Raw genomic sequence first — 16,837 nt, forward strand, 5'->3', positions numbered from 1 at the left:
GTGGCCCCCAGCCGCCGCCATAGCCATACCCGCCGCCATAGCCGTAGTAGGGACGGCGGACCGGAACGCAGCGGCCCCAGCGATTGGGCTGCCAGCCGGGGCCACAGCCCCAACGGACATCCTGGACCAGCGGCGAGGCGCCCGGTGCTGCGGGAGCGACATTCATGGCCGAGGACGTGCCGACACTGGCCGCCAGGCCCGTCAGCGCGAAGGAGGCCGCAATCATGGTCTTGCCGAGAAGATTCATCGGTTACCTCATTGAGGGGGCTCGAGCTCGTGGGAACTCGAGGAGCAATGAGGACACGATGCCAGTTTCTGCCTGAACGCGGCGCGAACGCCCCGGTCATCTGACGTTCAGAAACATGATGGCGGGATGACGGGTCGTGCCCCGGAGCACAGCGCGTCCAGCCGGAGACGCCGCCCTGCCTCCACTTGGTTCGGCGCTTAACGGAGTTCCCGGCGCAGCCACCCGATCGCGAGACGCCCCGATGCTTATTTCTCGACGCGATCCCAGCCATTGGGGCCGAGCCGTTCCTGCGGCAGGAAACGCCCCTTATAGGCCATCTTGCGCGACCCCTCGACCCAGTAGCCCAGATAGAGATAGGGCAGCCCCATTGCCTGCGTGCGGGCGATATGGTCCAGGATCATGAAAGTGCCGACGCTGCGCGCCGTCATGGCCGGCTCATAGAACGAGTAGACCATCGACAGGCCGTCGGCCAGCACGTCGGTGAGCGAAACGCCGATCAGCGGACCCTCGCCTTGCCGGTTCAACGGCAGGCCGGCGCCGGACAGACGGTACTCGACCAATTGCGTGTTCACATGGGTGTCCTCGACCATCATCGCATAGTCGAGCACCGTCATGTCGGCCATGCCGCCATCGGCATGGCGCTGGTCGAGGTAAGCCCTGAAGGTGGAATATTGTTCCGAGGTCGGCGTGGCAGTGCGCATCTGCGAAACGACGTCGCGATTGTCGGCCTGCACGCGGCGGAAAGATTTCGTCCTGATGAAGTCGGCAACCGGCACGCGCACCGAAACGCAAGCCTTGCAGTTTTCGCAAGCCGGCCGGTAGGCGATGGTCTGGGAACGGCGGAAGCCACCATGGCTGAGCACGTCGTTGAGGCGCGCTGCCCGTTCACCGATCAGGTGGGTGAACACTTTGCGTTCCTGCTTGCCCTTCAGATAGGGACAGGGCGATGGCGCGGTCAGATAGAATTGCGGTGAGTCGCGTATTTCAATGCTCAACGCCATTCTCCATGCATGAAGGCGAAGGCTACCACCGGGCGCCGCGTCTCGCCAGAGTCCTGCTGGCGGGCGAGATCAAATTATCGCGCCTGGGATTGTTTTTGAAGCCCGGCCCTCAGACCTGCCGAGGGGTGGCGTCGGCAAAGCCGAACAGTCCACCCGGGCGGAAGATCAGCATGAGGACGAGAAAGATCATCACGGCCACATCGCGATGTTCGATCGGAAAATAAGCCTGCCAGACGACCTCGAACAGGCCGAGCACGAGGCCGCCGAGCAAGGCTCCTTCGATCGAACCGATGCCGCCGATGACGGCTGCGACCAGGCCTTTCAGGCCGATCATGGCTCCGCCATAGGCGTCGGCTCCGCCATAATAGACCGTCATGATGAAACCGGCGAAACCGGCCAGCGCGGAGGCGAGCCCGAAGGTCAGGGCCAGCATGCCCCGGCTGGAGATCCCGACGAGGTTGGCCATCAGGGCATCGTCCGATATCGCCCGCCAGCGCCGGCCGAGCTCGCTGCGGCGCATCAGTATGACGACGGCGATGGCGACGAGGGCCGCGGCCGCACCGATCGACATCTGCATGACGGTGATGTGGACGACGAAATTGCCCGATCGCAGCACGGGCAGATAGGGACTGGTGATCGGCGGTGCCCAGCGGTCGTTGGGGCCTTGGGCGACACGCATCGCCTCGCGCATGACCGAGGCCACGGCCACCGTGGCGATCAGGATGGTCTGGCCGCGCCGAAAGGCGAGGGGGGCGAAGACCAGCTTTTCGACGATATGACCGGCGAGAACCACGAGGCCGACCGCAGCCGCGAACACGACGACGAGGTCCAGGGCCGGAGAGCGGGAGCCGAGCGCCAGCATCATCAGCATGATCGAGACGCTCATCACGCCGCCGAGCGTGGCAAAATCCCCGAAGGCCAGGTTGATGCGCTGGACCAGGCCGAAGACGAGGGCATAGGCCACCGCGATCAGCATGGTCATTGCCGTGGTCGGCACCCCATTGCCGAGACTCTGTACCAGAAAGGCAATGCTGCCGGGGACCTCGGGTACATCGGCGATGGTTTCACCGGGCCCCGGATCGGCAAGGGCAGCCTCGGGGCGTTCGAGCCAATAGCGCTTGAGGATATGAAGCTTCCAGGCAGCAAAGGCTCTGCCATCCGCGGCCAGGGCGCTCAGCTCGATGAGCCGGTTATCCGGCAGACTCGGTCCGAAGCCGCAGAACACGCTGTGATTGCTGCTGCGTCCCTGATGCAGCGCCCGATAGTCGATACGGATCTTGAATGGCGGCGAGGCGGAGGTAACGGCAGTGACCGTAAGTCCATCTGCGTCGATCGCAATGGCGGGCAATGTCTGCCGGCAGATGCGGATTTCCTGCGGATCGAGGCTGTCGCGGCAGGAAGCCAGGCACAAAGTGACGAGAAGCAAGGCGATGACACGATGGATCAAGGGTGCCGCCTGAATCGTCGCGCCGGACCAGTTGACCCGATTTTTATATCGGCGCTGTCAGTAGGCAGATTACAGCCTCGCCGCGATTCGGACAGCAAACCCGGCGGTCCGGGATGAGGGGCTGCTCAAACACGAGCTTTTCCTGAGGCGGCGGTGGGGATATCGTCGAATCCCTTTCCTGCTTCGAGACTCGTGATGCGTGACGGCAAGCCCAGTGTGACCATCGTTTATTGTCGGCAATGCCAATGGCTGCTCCGGGCGGCGTGGATGGCCCAGGAACTGCTCTCGACCTTTTCGGAAGATCTGGGCGAGGTCACGCTGGTGCCGGCCACCGGCGGTGCCTTCCGTATCGAATATGAGGGGCAGGAGATCTGGGAGCGCAAGCGCGACGGCGGCTTTCCCGACGTGAAGGCCCTCAAGCAGCTGGTGCGCGACCGGCTCGATCCCGATCGCGATCTCGGCCATATCGACAGATAGCCGGCCTGCTATTTGCCGCGCAGATATTCGGCAGCCCGCGGGGCGAAATAGGTGAGGATGCCGTCGGCGCCGGCGCGCTTGAAGGCGGTGAGGCTCTCGATCATGGCTTTTTCGCCGTCGATCCAGCCATTCTGGGCGGCTGCCATGATCATCGCATACTCGCCCGAGACCTGATAGGCGAAGGTCGGGCGGCCGAAGTTCTGCTTGAGGCGCGCGACGATGTCGAGATAGGGCAGGCCGGGCTTGACCATGATCATGTCGGCGCCCTCGGCGATGTCGAGCTCGGCCTCGCGCACGGCTTCGTCCGAATTGGCATAGTCCATCTGATAGGTGCGCTTGTCGCCCTTGAGCGCGCCGGAGGAGCCCACTGCCTCGCGGAAGGGGCCGTAGAAGGCCGAGGCATACTTGGCCGAATAGGCCATGATCTGCACATCGAGGAAACCGGCGGCATCGAGCGCGGCACGGATGGCACCGACGCGGCCGTCCATCATGTCGGACGGTGCGATGATGTCCGAGCCGGATTCGGCCTGGACCAGGGCCTGGCGCACCAGCAGGGCGACGGTCTCGTCATTGAGGATGCGTCCGGCTTCCAGCAGCCCGTCATGGCCGTGCGAGGTGTAGGGATCGAGCGCCACGTCGGTCAGCAGGCCGATTTCGGGCACCTTGGCCTTGATGGCGCGGCAGGCCCGGCAGGTCAGGTTCTGCGCGTTCAGGGCCTCGCTCCCGGTCGGGTCGCGCAAGGAGGGATCCGTGTAGGGGAAGATCGCCACCACGGGGATGTCGAGGGCCGCGGCCCGCTGTGCCTCCTCGACCGCAATGTCGATGCTGACCCGGTCTACGCCCGGCATCGCAGCCACGGGGCTTCTCAGGTTCTCGCCTTCCTGCACGAAGATCGGCCAGATCAGATCATTGGTGGTGAGCACATTTTCCTTCACCAGCCGGCGGGCCCATTCGCTCTTGCGGTTGCGGCGCGGGCGCTCGATGAGGTCGAGACGGTCCGAGGCGGAGGCGAGGGCGGGCTTGAGCGGGGTGACGGAGGAAGGCATGGCAGTCTCTTCGAAATGAACTTTGGAAAGGTTCTATCACATCCGGTGCAGTGGAGGCATGCCGTCATGTCACACCCTGGCAGCGGCAAATGCGGGGGCTTGATGGCCAAAAGCCGGGAAGCATCTGCGAGACGGCAGGCATTCCTCGTCTCCCTTCCTCGGCCAGGCTTCGATCCGCCTGCATGCGGCCGGGCGATTTGCCCTCGGCTCCCTGCACGGTTAGAAGGACCTCCAGCAACGAGGCACGACATGAGCGATATCGAGTTTGACCGCGACGGCCCGCCCTACGGTGCCTATCTGTTGTGGTTCATGCGTGCCGTCGCCGTGCTGTGGATGGCCAAGGGCATCATCCATTGGTGCCTGATCCTGGGGATCGGGCAGGCCGATCCGGATCGCTTCCTCGGCATGCCGGTGCTCACCCAGAGTGCGGTGATCGTGTTCGCGGTCTTCGATCTGGTCGCGGCCGTCGGCTTGTGGATGGCGGCGACATGGGGTGGGGTCATCTGGCTGATCGCTTCCGGCAGCTATTTCATCATCTCGCTGTTCCGTCCTGAGATCTTCGGCCGGCAATATGCGATGATGACGACGATCGGCGTCCTGATCCTGCTCTATGTCGGGCTGGCTTTTCTCGCCTCGCGCGAGCGGCGCCATCCGTGAGAGTCGGCGACCGGATTGTTGCAACTTTGTCACGCAAGCGCGATTCGCGCTCACATGGCGGTGATCGTGACGGGCCTTGCCACATTTGTCCCGGTTTTGCCGCTTTCTGGCGATAGGGCATTGCGCAAGTTTCGTATACCGGGATCGCAAATGGCCGGTGACGAGGTCTGATTTTGGTCTCGGTTCGTTTACCTCTCCCGTGTAAAGAGCTCGGCTAATTCACGGCCGCAGGAAATTACCGGTACGGTAGGTGCGTGGCGCAAGCGGGCTTTGCTGCAGGATTAGAACAAGATGTCTGACTATTCTCGTCGTGGTTTTCTCTCCACTTTGGCCCTCGGGGCCGCTGCGACCGCCTTGGCGCGTCCGGCCGCCGCGCAGGATTATGGCCTCGGCCAGATGGAGATGAAGGAACGCTACGATTCCGTGGCCAGCCCCATCGGGCAGGCCAGCAGTTCCTCGCCCACTTTCTCGGCCTACACCTTGCAGGCCACGCAGAATGCGTTGCAGAAATATAGTGAAATCGCGGCCCAGGGCGGCTGGCCCCAGGTGACCGGCAAGGGCCGGCTCCAGCTTGGCTCGCGCAGCCCCGACGTCGTCTCGCTGCGCCAGCGCCTGATCGCCTCGGGCGATCTGGCGCCGTCGCTCGGCGGTTCGCCCGTCTTCGATTCCTATCTCGACGGTGCGGTGAAGCGCTTCCAGTCGCGCCACGGCATCCTGTCCAGCGGCGTCGTCGGCGATACCTCGCGCGCGGCCCTCGCCATTCCGATCGATGTCCGCATCAAGCAGCTGCAGATGAACATCGTGCGCCTGCGCTCGATGGGCAATCTGGGCAACCGCTACATCATGATGAACATTCCGGCGACCGAGCTGGAAGCGGTGAACAACGGCGCGGTCGAGCAGCGCCACTCCACAGTGATCGGCAAGCCGGACCGGCCCTCGCCGATCCTGTCGACCGTGGTGCAGAACATAAATTTCAACCCCTATTGGACGGTGCCGCTCTCCATCATCAAGAAGGACCTGATCCCTCTGATGCAGAAGGAGCCGAGCTACCTGGCCGATCACCATATCCGCATCTTCAATCCGCAGGGCCAGGAGCTCACGCCCGAGCAGATCAACTGGAACACCGACGAAGCCACCAAGATGCGCTTCCGGCAGGAGCCGGGCTTCGGCAATTCGCTCGGCCAGGTGCGCATCAACATCGCCAACCAGTATGGCGTCTATATGCACGATACGCCCTACAAGTCGGTGTTCGGCTCGGACTACCGCTTCGATTCCTCGGGCTGTGCCCGTGTGCAGGACGTTCGTGAGCTGGTCGCCTGGATCCTCCAGGGCACCGAATATACTCGCGACCGCATCGATGAAGTGATCCGTTCGGGCGCCCAGACGACGGTGAACCCGACCGCCAAGGTGCCGGTGTTCTGGGCCTACATCACGGCCTGGGCGACGCCGGAAGGCCTGGTCGAGTTCCGCGACGACATCTACAACAAGGACGGATTCGCCTCGCTCTCCGTGGTCACCAAGGAAGAGCAGGGCTGATCGGGGCGTCGTCCCCTCCGACCTGAAAGAGATTGACAGCGCCGCAGCCTCGTCTGTGGCGCTGTTGCGTTTCAAGCCTGCCTTTCCAGTCATGGCGCAACTTTGGTCGCTTGCAGACATGACTTTGCGGTGCAACTCCGTTATGTCGTCTGCCTCTTCTCCAACGAGGCCCTGCCACGATGAATGACGCTCGCTCCGCCGCCCTGTCGAACAGCTTCTTCGCCGCCGATCTGCATTCCGCCGATCCGGAGCTGGCGCGCACCATCGACCTCGAATTGGGCCGCCTGCGCGACCATATCGAGCTGATCGCCTCCGAGAACATCGTCTCCAAGGCAGTCCTGGAGGCCCAGGGCTCGATCATGACCAACAAATATGCGGAGGGCTATCCGGGCCGCCGCTATTATGGTGGTTGCGAATTCGTCGACATGGCCGAGAACCTGGCGATCGAGCGCGTCAAGAAGCTGTTCGGCTGCGCCTACGCCAACGTCCAGCCCAATTCCGGCAGCCAGGCCAATCAGGGCGTGTTCCTGGCGCTGATGAAGCCGGGCGACACCTTCATGGGCCTCAATCTCAATGCCGGCGGCCATCTCACCCATGGTTCGGCGGTCAACATGTCCGGCCGCTGGTTCAACGTGGTGCCCTATAATGTGCGCCCCGAGGATCAGCGCGTCGACATGGACGAGGTCGAGCGCCTTGCGCATGAGCACAAGCCCAAGCTGATCATCGCCGGCGGCTCGGGCTATGCCCGTCACTGGGATTTCGCCCGCTTCCGCCAGATCGCCGATGCGGTCGGCGCCTATTTCTTCGTCGACATGGCCCATTTCGCCGGCCTGGTCGCCGGTGATGCGCATCCCTCTCCGTTCCCGCACGCGCATGTGGCGACTTCGACCACCCACAAGACCCTGCGCGGTCCGCGCGGCGGCATCATCCTCACCAATGACGAGGAGATCGCCAAGAAGGTGAACTCGGCTGTGTTCCCGGGCCTGCAGGGCGGACCGCTGATGCATGTCATCGCCGCCAAGGCCGTGGCTTTCGGGGAAGCGCTGCGCCCTGAGTTCAAGGCCTATGCCAAGCAGGTCGTCGAGAACGCCGCCGCCCTGGCCGCCAACCTCAAGGGCAATGGCTTCGACATCGTCTCGGGCGGCACCGACAACCACCTGATGCTGGTGGATCTGCGCCCCAAGAACCTGACCGGCAATTTCGCCGAGAAGGCCCTGGAACGCGCCCATATCACCTGCAACAAGAACGGCATTCCCTATGACCCGCAGAAGCCGATGGTGACTTCGGGCATCCGTCTCGGCACTCCCGCCGCCACCTCGCGCGGTTTCGGCGTCAAGGAGTTCCAGGAGGTCGGCGATCTCATCACCGAGGCACTGGAAGGCCTGTCCAAGAACGGTGCCGACAACAATGGCGCGGTCGAAGAAGCGGTGCGCGCCAAGGTCAACAAGCTGACGGGCCGTTTCCCGATCTACTGATCGCTGCCGGGAGAGCGGGCATCTCAGCAACATGCCTGCATGTTGCGACGTCCGCTTCTTGGAAACCTATCGCGTGCAGTATAGGAAGTGCGGGCATCGCGACATGCAAGCATGTCGGATGTCCGCACTCCCAGGAATGATCCATGAAATGCCCCTATTGCGGTGCGCCCGACACCCAGGTGAAGGACAGCCGCCCCACCGATGATGGAACCTCGATCCGCCGCCGCCGCGTCTGTTCGGACTGCGGAGGTCGGTTCACGACCTTCGAACGCGTGCAATTGCGCGAATTGACGGTCGTCAAGCGTTCGGGCCGCAAGGTCGCCTTCGATCGCGACAAGCTTTCGCGCTCCATCACCACAGCACTGCGCAAGCGCCCGGTCGACGAGGAGCGTATCGAACGGCTGGTGAACGGCCTGGTTCGGCAGATCGAGAGCCTGGGGGAAAGCGAGATCACCTCGGAGCAGATCGGCCGGATCGTCATGAAAGGGCTCAAGGCCCTCGACGATGTCGCCTATGTGCGCTTTGCTTCGGTCTATCGCAATTTCAGCGAAGCCAAGGATTTCACGGCCGTTCTGGATGAATTGAGCATCGAGGACGAGACGCGGGTGGATGAGGAGTGAGTTCGACCCGTCCATGTGGGTGCGACATTGCCGTGTCGTGCTTGCATGACGTAAGCGGCAAGCCTATCTGCTGCTTCGAGCTCCCATTGCCGGTTTGATTTTTTCCCGTGACTTTCGCCATGCCTGTTTCCGCCATCGATGCCCTGCGGCGCGACGAACGCTTCATGCGGGCGGCTCTGGCGCTGGGGCGGCGGGGGCTTGGCAATACCTGGCCCAACCCGGCCGTCGGCTGCGTGATCGTCCGGCGGGTCGGTGACGCCGATATCATTGTCGGCCGGGGCTGGACGCAGCCGGGTGGGCGCCCCCACGCCGAGACGCAGGCGCTGGCCGAGGCGGGATCGCTGGCCAAGGGTGCCACGGCCTATGTTACCCTCGAGCCCTGCTCGCATTACGGGCGCACCGGCCCCTGCGCCGATGCCCTGGCGCGCGGCGGCATTGCCCGTGTCGTCGGCGCCCTGCGCGATCCCGATCCGCGCGTGGGCGGACGCGGCTTCGACATGTTGCGGCGCTATGGTCTGGAGGTCCGCGAGGGCGTGCTGGCGGACGAAGCCTTCCAGGCCCATGTCGGGCACATCACCCGCGTGACCTTCGGCCGGCCCGGGGTCACCGTGAAGATCGCGGTCTCCGCGGACGGCAAGCTCGCCGGTCCCGGCGGGCGCCCGGTTCGCATTACCGGCGAAGAGGCGAGTGCCCATGTGCACCTGATGCGGGCCCAGAGCGATGCGATCGCGGTCGGGATCGGTACCGTGCTCAAAGACGACCCGATGCTCACCGTGCGATTGCCCGGCATGGCTGCCCAGTCTCCGGTGCGGATCGTCTTCGATTCAAGGCTGCGGCTCCCGCTCTCCTCACGGCTGGTCGAGACGGCTCGCGAGGTGCCGGTATGGGTCATGGCTCGCGCCGATGCGCCGATCGAACCGGAACAGGGCCTGGTCGAGGCTGGTGTCGAAGTGATGCGGATCGGCTGCTCGGCCTTGTCACCCGGCGAGGGAGCATCCCTCGATCTCGGCGAGGCCTTGCGTCTGCTCGGCACGCGGGGCGTCACGCGCCTCATGGTCGAGGCCGGCCCTCGGCTTGCGGCCGGCCTGGTCGAGGCCGATCTCGTCGAGGAATTCGTGCAGTTCACCTCGCCCGACCCGATCGGGGAGGGCGTGATGGCGCTGACACCGCAGCTTCAGGCGAAAATCGACGCGCAATTGCCCAATCTGGCCGCACGCATGGTCGGACATGATACCATGACCATTCAACGCAGGAATTGAAGGGCCTACCATGTTTACCGGCATCATCACCGATATTGGCGAGATCGTCGCGCTGGAGGACCACGGCTCCGCCAAGCGCATCACCGTCGCCTGCTCCTATCCCGCTGACACCATGACGGTGGGTGCCTCCATGGCGGTGGCCGGCATCTGCTTTACCATGACCAGCCTGGCGCTGCGGCCGGGTGGCGACGCGCTGTTCACCGTCGATGCTTCTTCCGAGACGATCGGGCGCACGACACTCGGCTCCTGGCGCGTGGGGCACAAGCTCAATCTCGAGCGGGCGCTCCGGATTGGGGACGAACTCGGCGGGCATATCGTCTCCGGCCATGTCGACGGGGTGGCGACCGTGCTGGATCGCAAGGATCAGGACGGCACCTCGCAATTCACCTTCCGGGTACCTGGTGACCTGTCGCGTTTCATCGCCCAGAAGGGATCGCTGGCGCTCGACGGCACGTCGTTGACCGTCAACAAGGTCGAGGGGCAGGATTTCGGCGTGATGATGATCCCCCACACCCTGTGCGTCACCACCTGGGGCAATGCCGAGGTGGGCGATACTGTTAACATCGAGATCGACACCATGGCGCGCTATGCCGCGCGGCTGGCGGCTGTCGGGACCGAACGTTGGAGTGATCGCGCCGGAGGCTGAGACAGGCCGCGCGCCGCCATGCTTCGCGGTCACAGCCCTCCTGCTCAAAACCGGCTTTCCCTTTTCGACATGATGCTCTAGGAACGCCGTCAATCCAACAGCATTCAGGCGGCGCGTGTAGAGCCTGCCTTTCCTCTGAGACGAGAATTCCCATGGCCGGTCCCAGGCGTGTATCCAGTTCCTCCGCTCCTTCCTTCGAAAATACCGAGTCCGGCTTCGGCGGTCCCCTGCCGCCGCATATCCTGATCGTCGAAGCTCGTTATTACGAAGAGATCGCCGACGGGCTGCTCACCGGTGCGACCGGCGCCATCAAGGCCGCCGGCGGCAGCTTCGACGTGCTCACCGTGCCCGGTGCCCTCGAGATCCCCTCGGCCATCGTGATGGCACTCGACGCCGCCGTGCAGCGCGGCCGTGCCTATGACGCGGCGATCGCCCTGGGCTGCGTGATCCGTGGCGAGACCACCCATTACGACATCGTCGCCGGCGAGAGTTCGCGCGCCCTGATGGACATCTCCGTGCAGCGCGCTTTGCCGCTCGGCAACGGCATCCTCACCGTCGAGAATGACGAGCAGGCTCGGGTTCGCGCCAGCATTTCGGAAATGAACAAGGGTGGCGGCGCGGCCGATGCCGCCCTGCACATGGTTGCCCTGAAACGTCGCCTGCATGGGGTCGAGGCATGAGCCGGGCCCAGAAACGTTCCGCTGCGCGCCTCGCCAGCGTGCAGGCGCTCTACCAGATGGACATCCGCGGCACCAATGTCGTCGAGGTGCTGGCAGAATTCGAGAACCACTGGATCGGCCAGGAAATCGACGGTGTCGAATATTCGCCGGCCGAGGAGAGCTTCTTCCGCGACATCGTCGGCGGGGTCGTGCGCGAGCAGCGCAGCATCGATCCCAAGGTCGACCAGGCGCTGGCCGATGGCTGGCCGCTCAAGCGGGTAGATGCCATTCTGCGTGCCATCCTGCGTGCCGGCGTCTATGAATTGCTGCATCGCCAGGACATCCCGCCGAAGGTGACGATCTCCGAATATGTCAGCGTCGCGCATGCCTTCCTCGACCGCGAGGAAGCCGGTATGGTCAATGCCGTGCTCGACAAGATCGCCAAGGCCGAACGAAACGACCATCTCCAGGCTTCCTGAGCATCAGTCCTCGCATGGCGCGGCTCACCGAAGATCAGTTGATCAGCCGTTTCTTCGCTCCGCTCGCAAACCATCCCGGGGCGCGCGGGCTGACGGATGACGCTGCGACGCTGAGCGTGCCGCCTGGAGCGCATCTGGTGGTGACCACCGATGCGCTGGTCGCTGACATTCACTTTCTCGCCGACGACGACCCCGATCTCATCGCGCGCAAAGCCTTGCGCGTGAACCTGTCTGACCTTGCCGCCAAGGGCGCGCAGCCGCATGCCTATACGCTCTGCCTGGCCTTGCCGCCGGGCTGGCGCGAGGACTGGCTGCAGCGTTTCGCCGAGGGCCTGGCGGTCGACGGCAAGGAATTCGACTTCGCTTTGCTGGGCGGCGACACCGTCAAGACCACGGGGCCGCTGACCATCGCCGTCAACGCCTTCGGCCTGGTGCCCTCCGACCGTATTCCGCGCCGGGACGGCGCGCAGCTGGGCGACATCCTTTATGTCAGCGGCTCCATCGGTGACGGAGCGTTGGGGCTGCTGGCGCGCCGCGGGGCGGACGCCTTGGCCGGGCTTGCGGAGGTGGAACGCGACTACCTGGCCAGGCGCTACCTCCTGCCGCAGCCGCGTACGGCCCTGGCGCCGGCTGTGCTCGCCCATGCCTCGGCCTCGATGGATATTTCGGATGGCCTCGTCGGCGATCTCGCCAAGCTGCTGCGGGCTTCCGGTGCGTCAGCCGATATCGAACGCGATGCCGTGCCGCTTTCACCGGCCGCGCAGGCAGCCTGCAAGCTTGACGCGATATTGCTGGAAACGGCGCTCACGGGAGGGGATGACTACGAACTTCTCTGTGCCGTACCCTCCGGGCAGCGTATCGCCTTCGAAAACGCGGCACAGAATTGCGGGGTCACGGTCAGCCCAATCGGCACGGTGACACTAGGTCATCATGCTCCGAGATGGCTTGACGATGAGGGCAACGACGTCCAGTTCGCCCGCGGCAGTTTCAGTCATTTTTGAGCAAGGCAGGAGAAGGCGTGTTCCCCTTACTCCCCTTGTGGGAGAAGGTGCCGTAGCGAGGTCCTTCCAGGACCTCGCGTTCAAGCAAAAGACTTGGGGGCGGATGAGGGGAGAAACGCATCCGTCTAAGCATTTCGCCAGCACCCCTCATCCGTCCCGGCTCCGCCGGTCCACCTTCTCCCGCAGGGGGAGAAGGCTTGTCACACCTTACTTTGTTGGCTTTCCGCTTTGCGCGCAGACGCTTCGGCTGCCGCTTCTACTTCGCTGCCAAAGCCTTGGCCAGGTCTTCGGGCAGCGTCAGGCGATAGGCCAGCACCAGCGTATCGTTGGTGAGGCCGGCGTCGTAGCTCTGCCCCTTCATCACGCCCTTCCTGGTGAGAAAGTCGTTGTCGTTGCCGACGAACAGGAAGGTATCGTTGGGCGCGGCCGGATCGAGGGCCGGCATCAGCGTCATGGCCTCCCACTTTTCCGACAGGGTCAGATCGTTGGCCTTGGCATTGTCGATGTTGAGGCCGAACTTGCCGAGCTGGGTGGCATTCAAGAGGTTGACCAGCACCTGCGAACGGGCCGGGGTGATGGCTGGGTCGAGGACGTTGCGCTCGTCCTTGGCGGGTGCGATCGGCTTGGTGCCGGTCTCATAGTCCGTGCCCGCCAGGTTGGTGGCGCCTGAGGTGTCGACCACTAGGATGGCCTTGAACATCTCCGGATTCTTGCAGTCGCAGCCATGGCCGGCGCCATCACGGGCGAGCAGGAGGAAGCGGTGGTCGTCGAGCGCCACCATCTCGCTCTGCGCGGCCGTGCTGTCGATCTTGCCGTCGCCTTTTTTGGAATAGACCGGCAGTTCGATCGCATAGACGGCCTTGGGGGTCTTAGGCAGCGGGTCCGAGGCGACGTCATAGACATAGATGCGCGTGGTGGCGCGGTTCGCCTGGTTCTTGCCGGCGGAGCTGTCCTGCAGCGTGCCGCTCTGCAGCACGGCGTAGAGCGTCTTGCCATCCGGCGTCAGCGAGATGGCTTCCAGGCCCTGATTGTTGCGCCGACCTGTGTCGGGCGCTTCCATCGAGGTGAAGTTGACCTTGCCCTTCTTGATGGGAGCGAGAGCTGGGCCGGGCGGGATCAGGCCCTTCAGCTTGCCATCGGCGCCGAACAGATAGACGGCAGCGGCATATTCGTCGCCGACATAGAAGCTGCCATCGGCGCGATAGGCGATCGACTCGGCATCGAAGGAGAGAGAGCCCGCGCCGAGCGCACCAGCCGGCGGCACGGGCAGAGTATAGCCGTTCATCTCCACGGTGTTGTCGGCGGGATCGGCACCCGTCGTCGGCCTGCCGTCGAGGCCGGTGAGGAAGACGCCCTTGCCGTCGAGCGGCTTCAAGTCGATCTGCGACTGCGAGGTCACGGCTGTGGGTAAGGCAGGACCGGAATAGGGCGTGAAGGTGAAGTCGAAGGCGAGGACACGGCCCTGATAGTCGAAGAACAGGCCCTTGTCGGGATTGTTGTAGCCGCGATCCGGCAGGGAGCGGAGCTGGCCCTTGTAGCCCGTGGCAGTCTTGCTCCAGCTCTTGGGATCGATCGCCATGGAGGAAAAGGAGCCGAGCGTATCGCCCTTCTCGTCCTTGAGGTCGGCGCTCAGCCGGCCGACGCCGACCAGGCCGTGGTTGACGAAGCTGCCACCGGCGAAATCGATCTTCTCTTCGCCCGGGGCGGAAGAAACGAAAGGCTCCTTGATGGCCAGGGGCTCGGCCATTGCCAGCGTCGGCAGAACCGAGAGGGTGGTGAGAAGGATGGTGCGAAGAAGGCGCATGGAAATCTCGCTCGGTGGCCAGAACACAGACGCGCCTCAGCGAAAACGCGTCTTTGCTCCCGGTCATTGTTGTTTCGACGTGTCTTCGCAACTTTCGGCAATATGGCCGAATTGCGAAACGCTTCAGCGTGGACTTCCTTGGCAAGAGCCGATGACAGAGGCGTGACAGTTTTCCGGGGGGTGACGCACCAAGAGGATCTTCGAAAGAACTTGCCGCGAACGCACGGCGTCGGTTGCGCTGCCCGTGCGATTTTGGCAGCATCGCGGCAATCCGGACATTCAAACGGCTCCGGGGGAGGATTCGCCGCACCTGCAATATCCTGACCTTCGATGCGAAGGGCAGGGGTCGTTCGTTTGTGCGATTTGTTCTGTGGCTTGTGCGAGTAAGGAACAAGGAAAACTTAGTCCATGCTTTCTCTGTGGGTCATTATTGCGTGCGGGGCGCTTTCCCTCGTTTACGGAATCTGGGCATTCCAGTCGGTGATGGCGCAGCCAGCCGGCAACGCCCGGATGCAGGAAATCGCCGGTTACGTGCGCGAAGGCGCGCAGGCTTACCTCAGGCGCCAATACGTCACCATTTCCGGTGTCGGCATCATCATCTTTGCCCTGGTCGCCTATTTCCTTTCGATCCCGAGTGCCATTGGCTTCCTGATCGGCGCCGTGCTCTCGGGCCTTGCAGGCTTCATCGGCATGAACATGTCGGTGAGGGCCAATGTCCGCACCGCACAGGCCGCGATGAATTCGCTGGGGCAGGGGCTTGAAGTCGCCTTCAAAGCCGGTGCGGTCACCGGCATGCTGGTGGCCGGTCTCGCCTTGCTGGGTGTCTCAGTCTACTACTACGTGCTGACCGGGCCGATGCAGCTCTCTTTCGCTGATCCCAAGCAGGCGCGCGAGATCATCGATTCGCTGGTGGCTCTCGGCTTCGGCGCCTCGCTGATCTCGATCTTCGCCCGTCTGGGCGGCGGCATCTTCACCAAGGGGGCCGACGTCGGCGGCGATCTCGTCGGCAAGGTCGAGGCCGGCATTCCCGAGGACGATCCGCGCAACCCCGCCACCATCGCCGACAATGTCGGCGACAATGTCGGCGATTGCGCCGGCATGGCCGCCGACCTGTTCGAGACCTATGCGGTCACCGTGGTCGCCACCATGGTGCTGGCGGCGATCCTGTTCGCCGGCACGCCGGTACTCTCCAACGTGCTGCTCTATCCGCTCGGCATCGGGGCTGCCTGCATCGTCACCTCGATCATCGGCACCTTCTTCGTCAAGCTGGGCGCCAACCAGTCGATCATGGGTGCGCTCTACAAGGGCTTCATCGCTTCGGCCGTCCTCTCGGTGGCAGGCCTGGCCGTCGCCACGCATTTCCTCATCGGCTGGGGCTCCATCGGCACCATCGGCGGACATGACGTCACCGGTACCGCCCTGTTCGCCTGCGGTATCGTCGGCCTGGTGGTGACGGGCCTGATCGTCTGGATCACCGAATATTATACGGGCATCGGCTATCGGCCGGTGCGCGAGATCTCGCAGGCCTCCGTCACCGGTCACGGCACCAACGTCATCCAGGGCCTCGCGGTCTCGCTGGAAGCGACGGCGCTGCCTACCATCGTGATCGTCGCCGGTATCGTCGCCACCTACACGCTGGCGGGCCTTTTCGGCACGGCGATCGCGGTGACGACCATGCTCGGCCTTGCCGGCATGGTGGTGGCGCTCGACGCCTTCGGTCCGGTCACCGACAATGCCGGCGGCATCGCCGAAATGGCCGGCCTGCCCAAGGAAGTCCGCAAGTCGACGGACGCGCTCGACGCCGTCGGCAACACCACCAAGGCCGTCACCAAGGGCTATGCCATCGGCTCTGCCGGCCTCGGTGCCCTGGTGCTGTTCGCCGCCTATACCTCGGATCTGACCTATTTCGCCTCGAATTCGGCGCAGTATCCCTATTTCGCCGGGGTGCAGCCGAACTTCTCGCTGGCCAATCCCTTCGTGGTGGTCGGCCTGCTGCTCGGTGGTCTCATCCCCTATCTCTTCGGCGGCATCGCCATGACCGCCGTGGGCAAGGCGGCCTCCGCCATCGTCGAGGAAGTCCGGCGCCAGTTCCGCGAGAAGCCCGGCATCATGCAGGGCACCGACAAGCCTGACTATGGCAAGGCGGTGGACCTGCTGACCCGGGCTGCCATCAAGGAGATGCTGATCCCCTCGCTGCTGCCGGTGCTGTCGCCGATCGTGATCTATTTCCTGGTGCTGTGGATCACCGGCTCGAAGTCCGATGCCTTTGCCGCCGTGGGCGCCATGCTGCTCGGCGTGATCGTCACCGGCCTCTTCGTCGCCATTTCGATGACGGCGGGCGGCGGGGCCTGGGACAATGCCAAGAAGTCCTTCGAGGACGGCTTCATCGATGCCAACGGCACCAAGCACCTCAAGGGCTCGGAAGCCCACAAGGCCTCGGTGACCGGCGATACGGTCGGCGATCCCTACAAGGATACGGCGGG

The 16,837-nt window shown here is 64.0% G+C and carries 16 protein-coding genes; 11 read left to right on the plus strand and 5 right to left on the minus strand.

Annotated features, from left to right (window positions below; all coding sequences use genetic code 11):
* The 3 genes from BA190_RS33240 to BA190_RS33250 all read right to left on the minus strand — a co-directional run.
* A partial coding sequence (locus BA190_RS33240) for a GCG_CRPN prefix-to-repeats domain-containing protein (RefSeq protein WP_068298888.1) occupies window positions 1–247 on the minus strand: 247 nt, incomplete at its 3' end.
* 245 nt (window positions 248–492) lie between these two features.
* Window positions 493–1,242, minus strand: coding sequence for an arginyltransferase (locus BA190_RS33245; RefSeq protein ID WP_068298891.1), 750 nt, complete (start codon window positions 1,240–1,242; stop codon window positions 493–495).
* A 115-nt stretch (window positions 1,243–1,357) separates the two neighbouring features.
* Window positions 1,358–2,695, minus strand: a complete 1,338-nt coding sequence (locus BA190_RS33250; protein ID WP_068298896.1) for a branched-chain amino acid ABC transporter permease — start codon at window positions 2,693–2,695, stop codon at window positions 1,358–1,360.
* 195 nt (window positions 2,696–2,890) lie between these two features.
* Here BA190_RS33250 and BA190_RS33255 point away from each other — a divergent pair, with 195 nt between their 5' ends.
* Window positions 2,891–3,172 (plus strand): SelT/SelW/SelH family protein, encoded by a 282-nt coding sequence (locus BA190_RS33255; RefSeq protein ID WP_068298899.1) that lies wholly within the window; start codon window positions 2,891–2,893, stop codon window positions 3,170–3,172.
* Window positions 3,173–3,180: 8 nt separating this feature from the next.
* On the opposite strand, the gene hemB is transcribed toward BA190_RS33255, so the two are convergent.
* A complete protein-coding gene (hemB, locus tag BA190_RS33260; protein WP_068298902.1) occupies window positions 3,181–4,218 on the minus strand; it encodes a porphobilinogen synthase in 1,038 nt (345 codons plus the stop codon).
* A gap of 249 nt (window positions 4,219–4,467) precedes the next feature.
* Here hemB and BA190_RS33265 point away from each other — a divergent pair, with 249 nt between their 5' ends.
* The 9 genes from BA190_RS33265 to thiL all read left to right on the plus strand — a co-directional run bounded on the left by BA190_RS33265 (window position 4,468) and on the right by thiL (window position 12,550).
* Window positions 4,468–4,875, plus strand: coding sequence for a DUF6163 family protein (locus tag BA190_RS33265; RefSeq protein ID WP_068298904.1), 408 nt, complete (start codon window positions 4,468–4,470; stop codon window positions 4,873–4,875).
* A 291-nt stretch (window positions 4,876–5,166) separates the two neighbouring features.
* A complete protein-coding gene (locus BA190_RS33270; protein WP_068298907.1) occupies window positions 5,167–6,411 on the plus strand; it encodes a murein L,D-transpeptidase in 1,245 nt (414 codons plus the stop codon).
* A 179-nt stretch (window positions 6,412–6,590) separates the two neighbouring features.
* Window positions 6,591–7,886 carry a serine hydroxymethyltransferase gene (glyA, locus tag BA190_RS33275; protein ID WP_068298909.1) on the plus strand — a complete coding sequence of 432 codons (1,296 nt, stop codon included), beginning with the start codon at window positions 6,591–6,593 and terminating at the stop codon, window positions 7,884–7,886.
* A gap of 143 nt (window positions 7,887–8,029) precedes the next feature.
* On the plus strand, window positions 8,030–8,506 hold the full coding sequence (gene nrdR / locus BA190_RS33280) for a transcriptional regulator NrdR (protein WP_068298911.1): 477 nt from the start codon (window positions 8,030–8,032) through the stop codon (window positions 8,504–8,506).
* A 119-nt stretch (window positions 8,507–8,625) separates the two neighbouring features.
* Window positions 8,626–9,765, plus strand: coding sequence for a bifunctional diaminohydroxyphosphoribosylaminopyrimidine deaminase/5-amino-6-(5-phosphoribosylamino)uracil reductase RibD (ribD, locus tag BA190_RS33285; RefSeq protein WP_068298921.1), 1,140 nt, complete (start codon window positions 8,626–8,628; stop codon window positions 9,763–9,765).
* A gap of 10 nt (window positions 9,766–9,775) precedes the next feature.
* The gene (locus tag BA190_RS33290) at window positions 9,776–10,411 is read left to right on the plus strand and encodes a riboflavin synthase (RefSeq protein WP_068298913.1); all 636 of its coding nucleotides are present in this window, start codon (window positions 9,776–9,778) and stop codon (window positions 10,409–10,411) included.
* A 152-nt stretch (window positions 10,412–10,563) separates the two neighbouring features.
* Window positions 10,564–11,091 (plus strand): 6,7-dimethyl-8-ribityllumazine synthase, encoded by a 528-nt coding sequence (locus BA190_RS33295; protein WP_082980224.1) that lies wholly within the window; start codon window positions 10,564–10,566, stop codon window positions 11,089–11,091.
* On the plus strand, window positions 11,088–11,549 hold the full coding sequence (gene nusB, locus BA190_RS33300; RefSeq protein ID WP_068298916.1) for a transcription antitermination factor NusB: 462 nt from the start codon (window positions 11,088–11,090) through the stop codon (window positions 11,547–11,549). The genes BA190_RS33295 and nusB overlap by 4 nt, the downstream gene beginning before the upstream one ends.
* 14 nt (window positions 11,550–11,563) lie before the next feature.
* Window positions 11,564–12,550, plus strand: a complete 987-nt coding sequence (thiL, locus tag BA190_RS33305; RefSeq protein WP_068298919.1) for a thiamine-phosphate kinase — start codon at window positions 11,564–11,566, stop codon at window positions 12,548–12,550.
* A gap of 256 nt (window positions 12,551–12,806) precedes the next feature.
* Here thiL and BA190_RS33310 read toward each other — a convergent pair whose 3' ends face one another.
* Window positions 12,807–14,354, minus strand: coding sequence for an esterase-like activity of phytase family protein (locus BA190_RS33310; RefSeq protein WP_082980225.1), 1,548 nt, complete (start codon window positions 14,352–14,354; stop codon window positions 12,807–12,809).
* 408 nt (window positions 14,355–14,762) lie between these two features.
* Here BA190_RS33310 and BA190_RS33315 point away from each other — a divergent pair.
* On the plus strand, window positions 14,763–16,837 hold a 2,075-nt coding region (locus BA190_RS33315; protein WP_068298930.1), incomplete at its 3' end, for a sodium-translocating pyrophosphatase.

The organism is Labrys sp. WJW, from assembly GCF_001676615.1.
GTDB lineage: Bacteria > Pseudomonadota > Alphaproteobacteria > Rhizobiales > Labraceae > Labrys > Labrys sedimenti.

Excerpts from the sequence above, each read along its gene's own strand:
- BA190_RS33255 (WP_068298899.1), top strand. The coding sequence starts at position 2,891 with ATGCGTGACGGCAAGCCCAGTGTGACCATCGTTTATTGTCGGCAATGC.
- hemB (WP_068298902.1), bottom strand. The coding sequence starts at position 4,218 with ATGCCTTCCTCCGTCACCCCGCTCAAGCCCGCCCTCGCCTCCGCCTCG.
- BA190_RS33265 (WP_068298904.1), top strand. The coding sequence starts at position 4,468 with ATGAGCGATATCGAGTTTGACCGCGACGGCCCGCCCTACGGTGCCTAT.
- BA190_RS33270 (WP_068298907.1), top strand. The coding sequence starts at position 5,167 with ATGTCTGACTATTCTCGTCGTGGTTTTCTCTCCACTTTGGCCCTCGGG.
- glyA (WP_068298909.1), top strand. The coding sequence starts at position 6,591 with ATGAATGACGCTCGCTCCGCCGCCCTGTCGAACAGCTTCTTCGCCGCC.
- nrdR (WP_068298911.1), top strand. The coding sequence starts at position 8,030 with ATGAAATGCCCCTATTGCGGTGCGCCCGACACCCAGGTGAAGGACAGC.
- ribD (WP_068298921.1), top strand. The coding sequence starts at position 8,626 with ATGCCTGTTTCCGCCATCGATGCCCTGCGGCGCGACGAACGCTTCATG.
- BA190_RS33290 (WP_068298913.1), top strand. The coding sequence starts at position 9,776 with ATGTTTACCGGCATCATCACCGATATTGGCGAGATCGTCGCGCTGGAG.
- BA190_RS33295 (WP_082980224.1), top strand. The coding sequence starts at position 10,564 with ATGGCCGGTCCCAGGCGTGTATCCAGTTCCTCCGCTCCTTCCTTCGAA.
- nusB (WP_068298916.1), top strand. The coding sequence starts at position 11,088 with ATGAGCCGGGCCCAGAAACGTTCCGCTGCGCGCCTCGCCAGCGTGCAG.
- thiL (WP_068298919.1), top strand. The coding sequence starts at position 11,564 with ATGGCGCGGCTCACCGAAGATCAGTTGATCAGCCGTTTCTTCGCTCCG.
- BA190_RS33310 (WP_082980225.1), bottom strand. The coding sequence starts at position 14,354 with ATGCGCCTTCTTCGCACCATCCTTCTCACCACCCTCTCGGTTCTGCCG.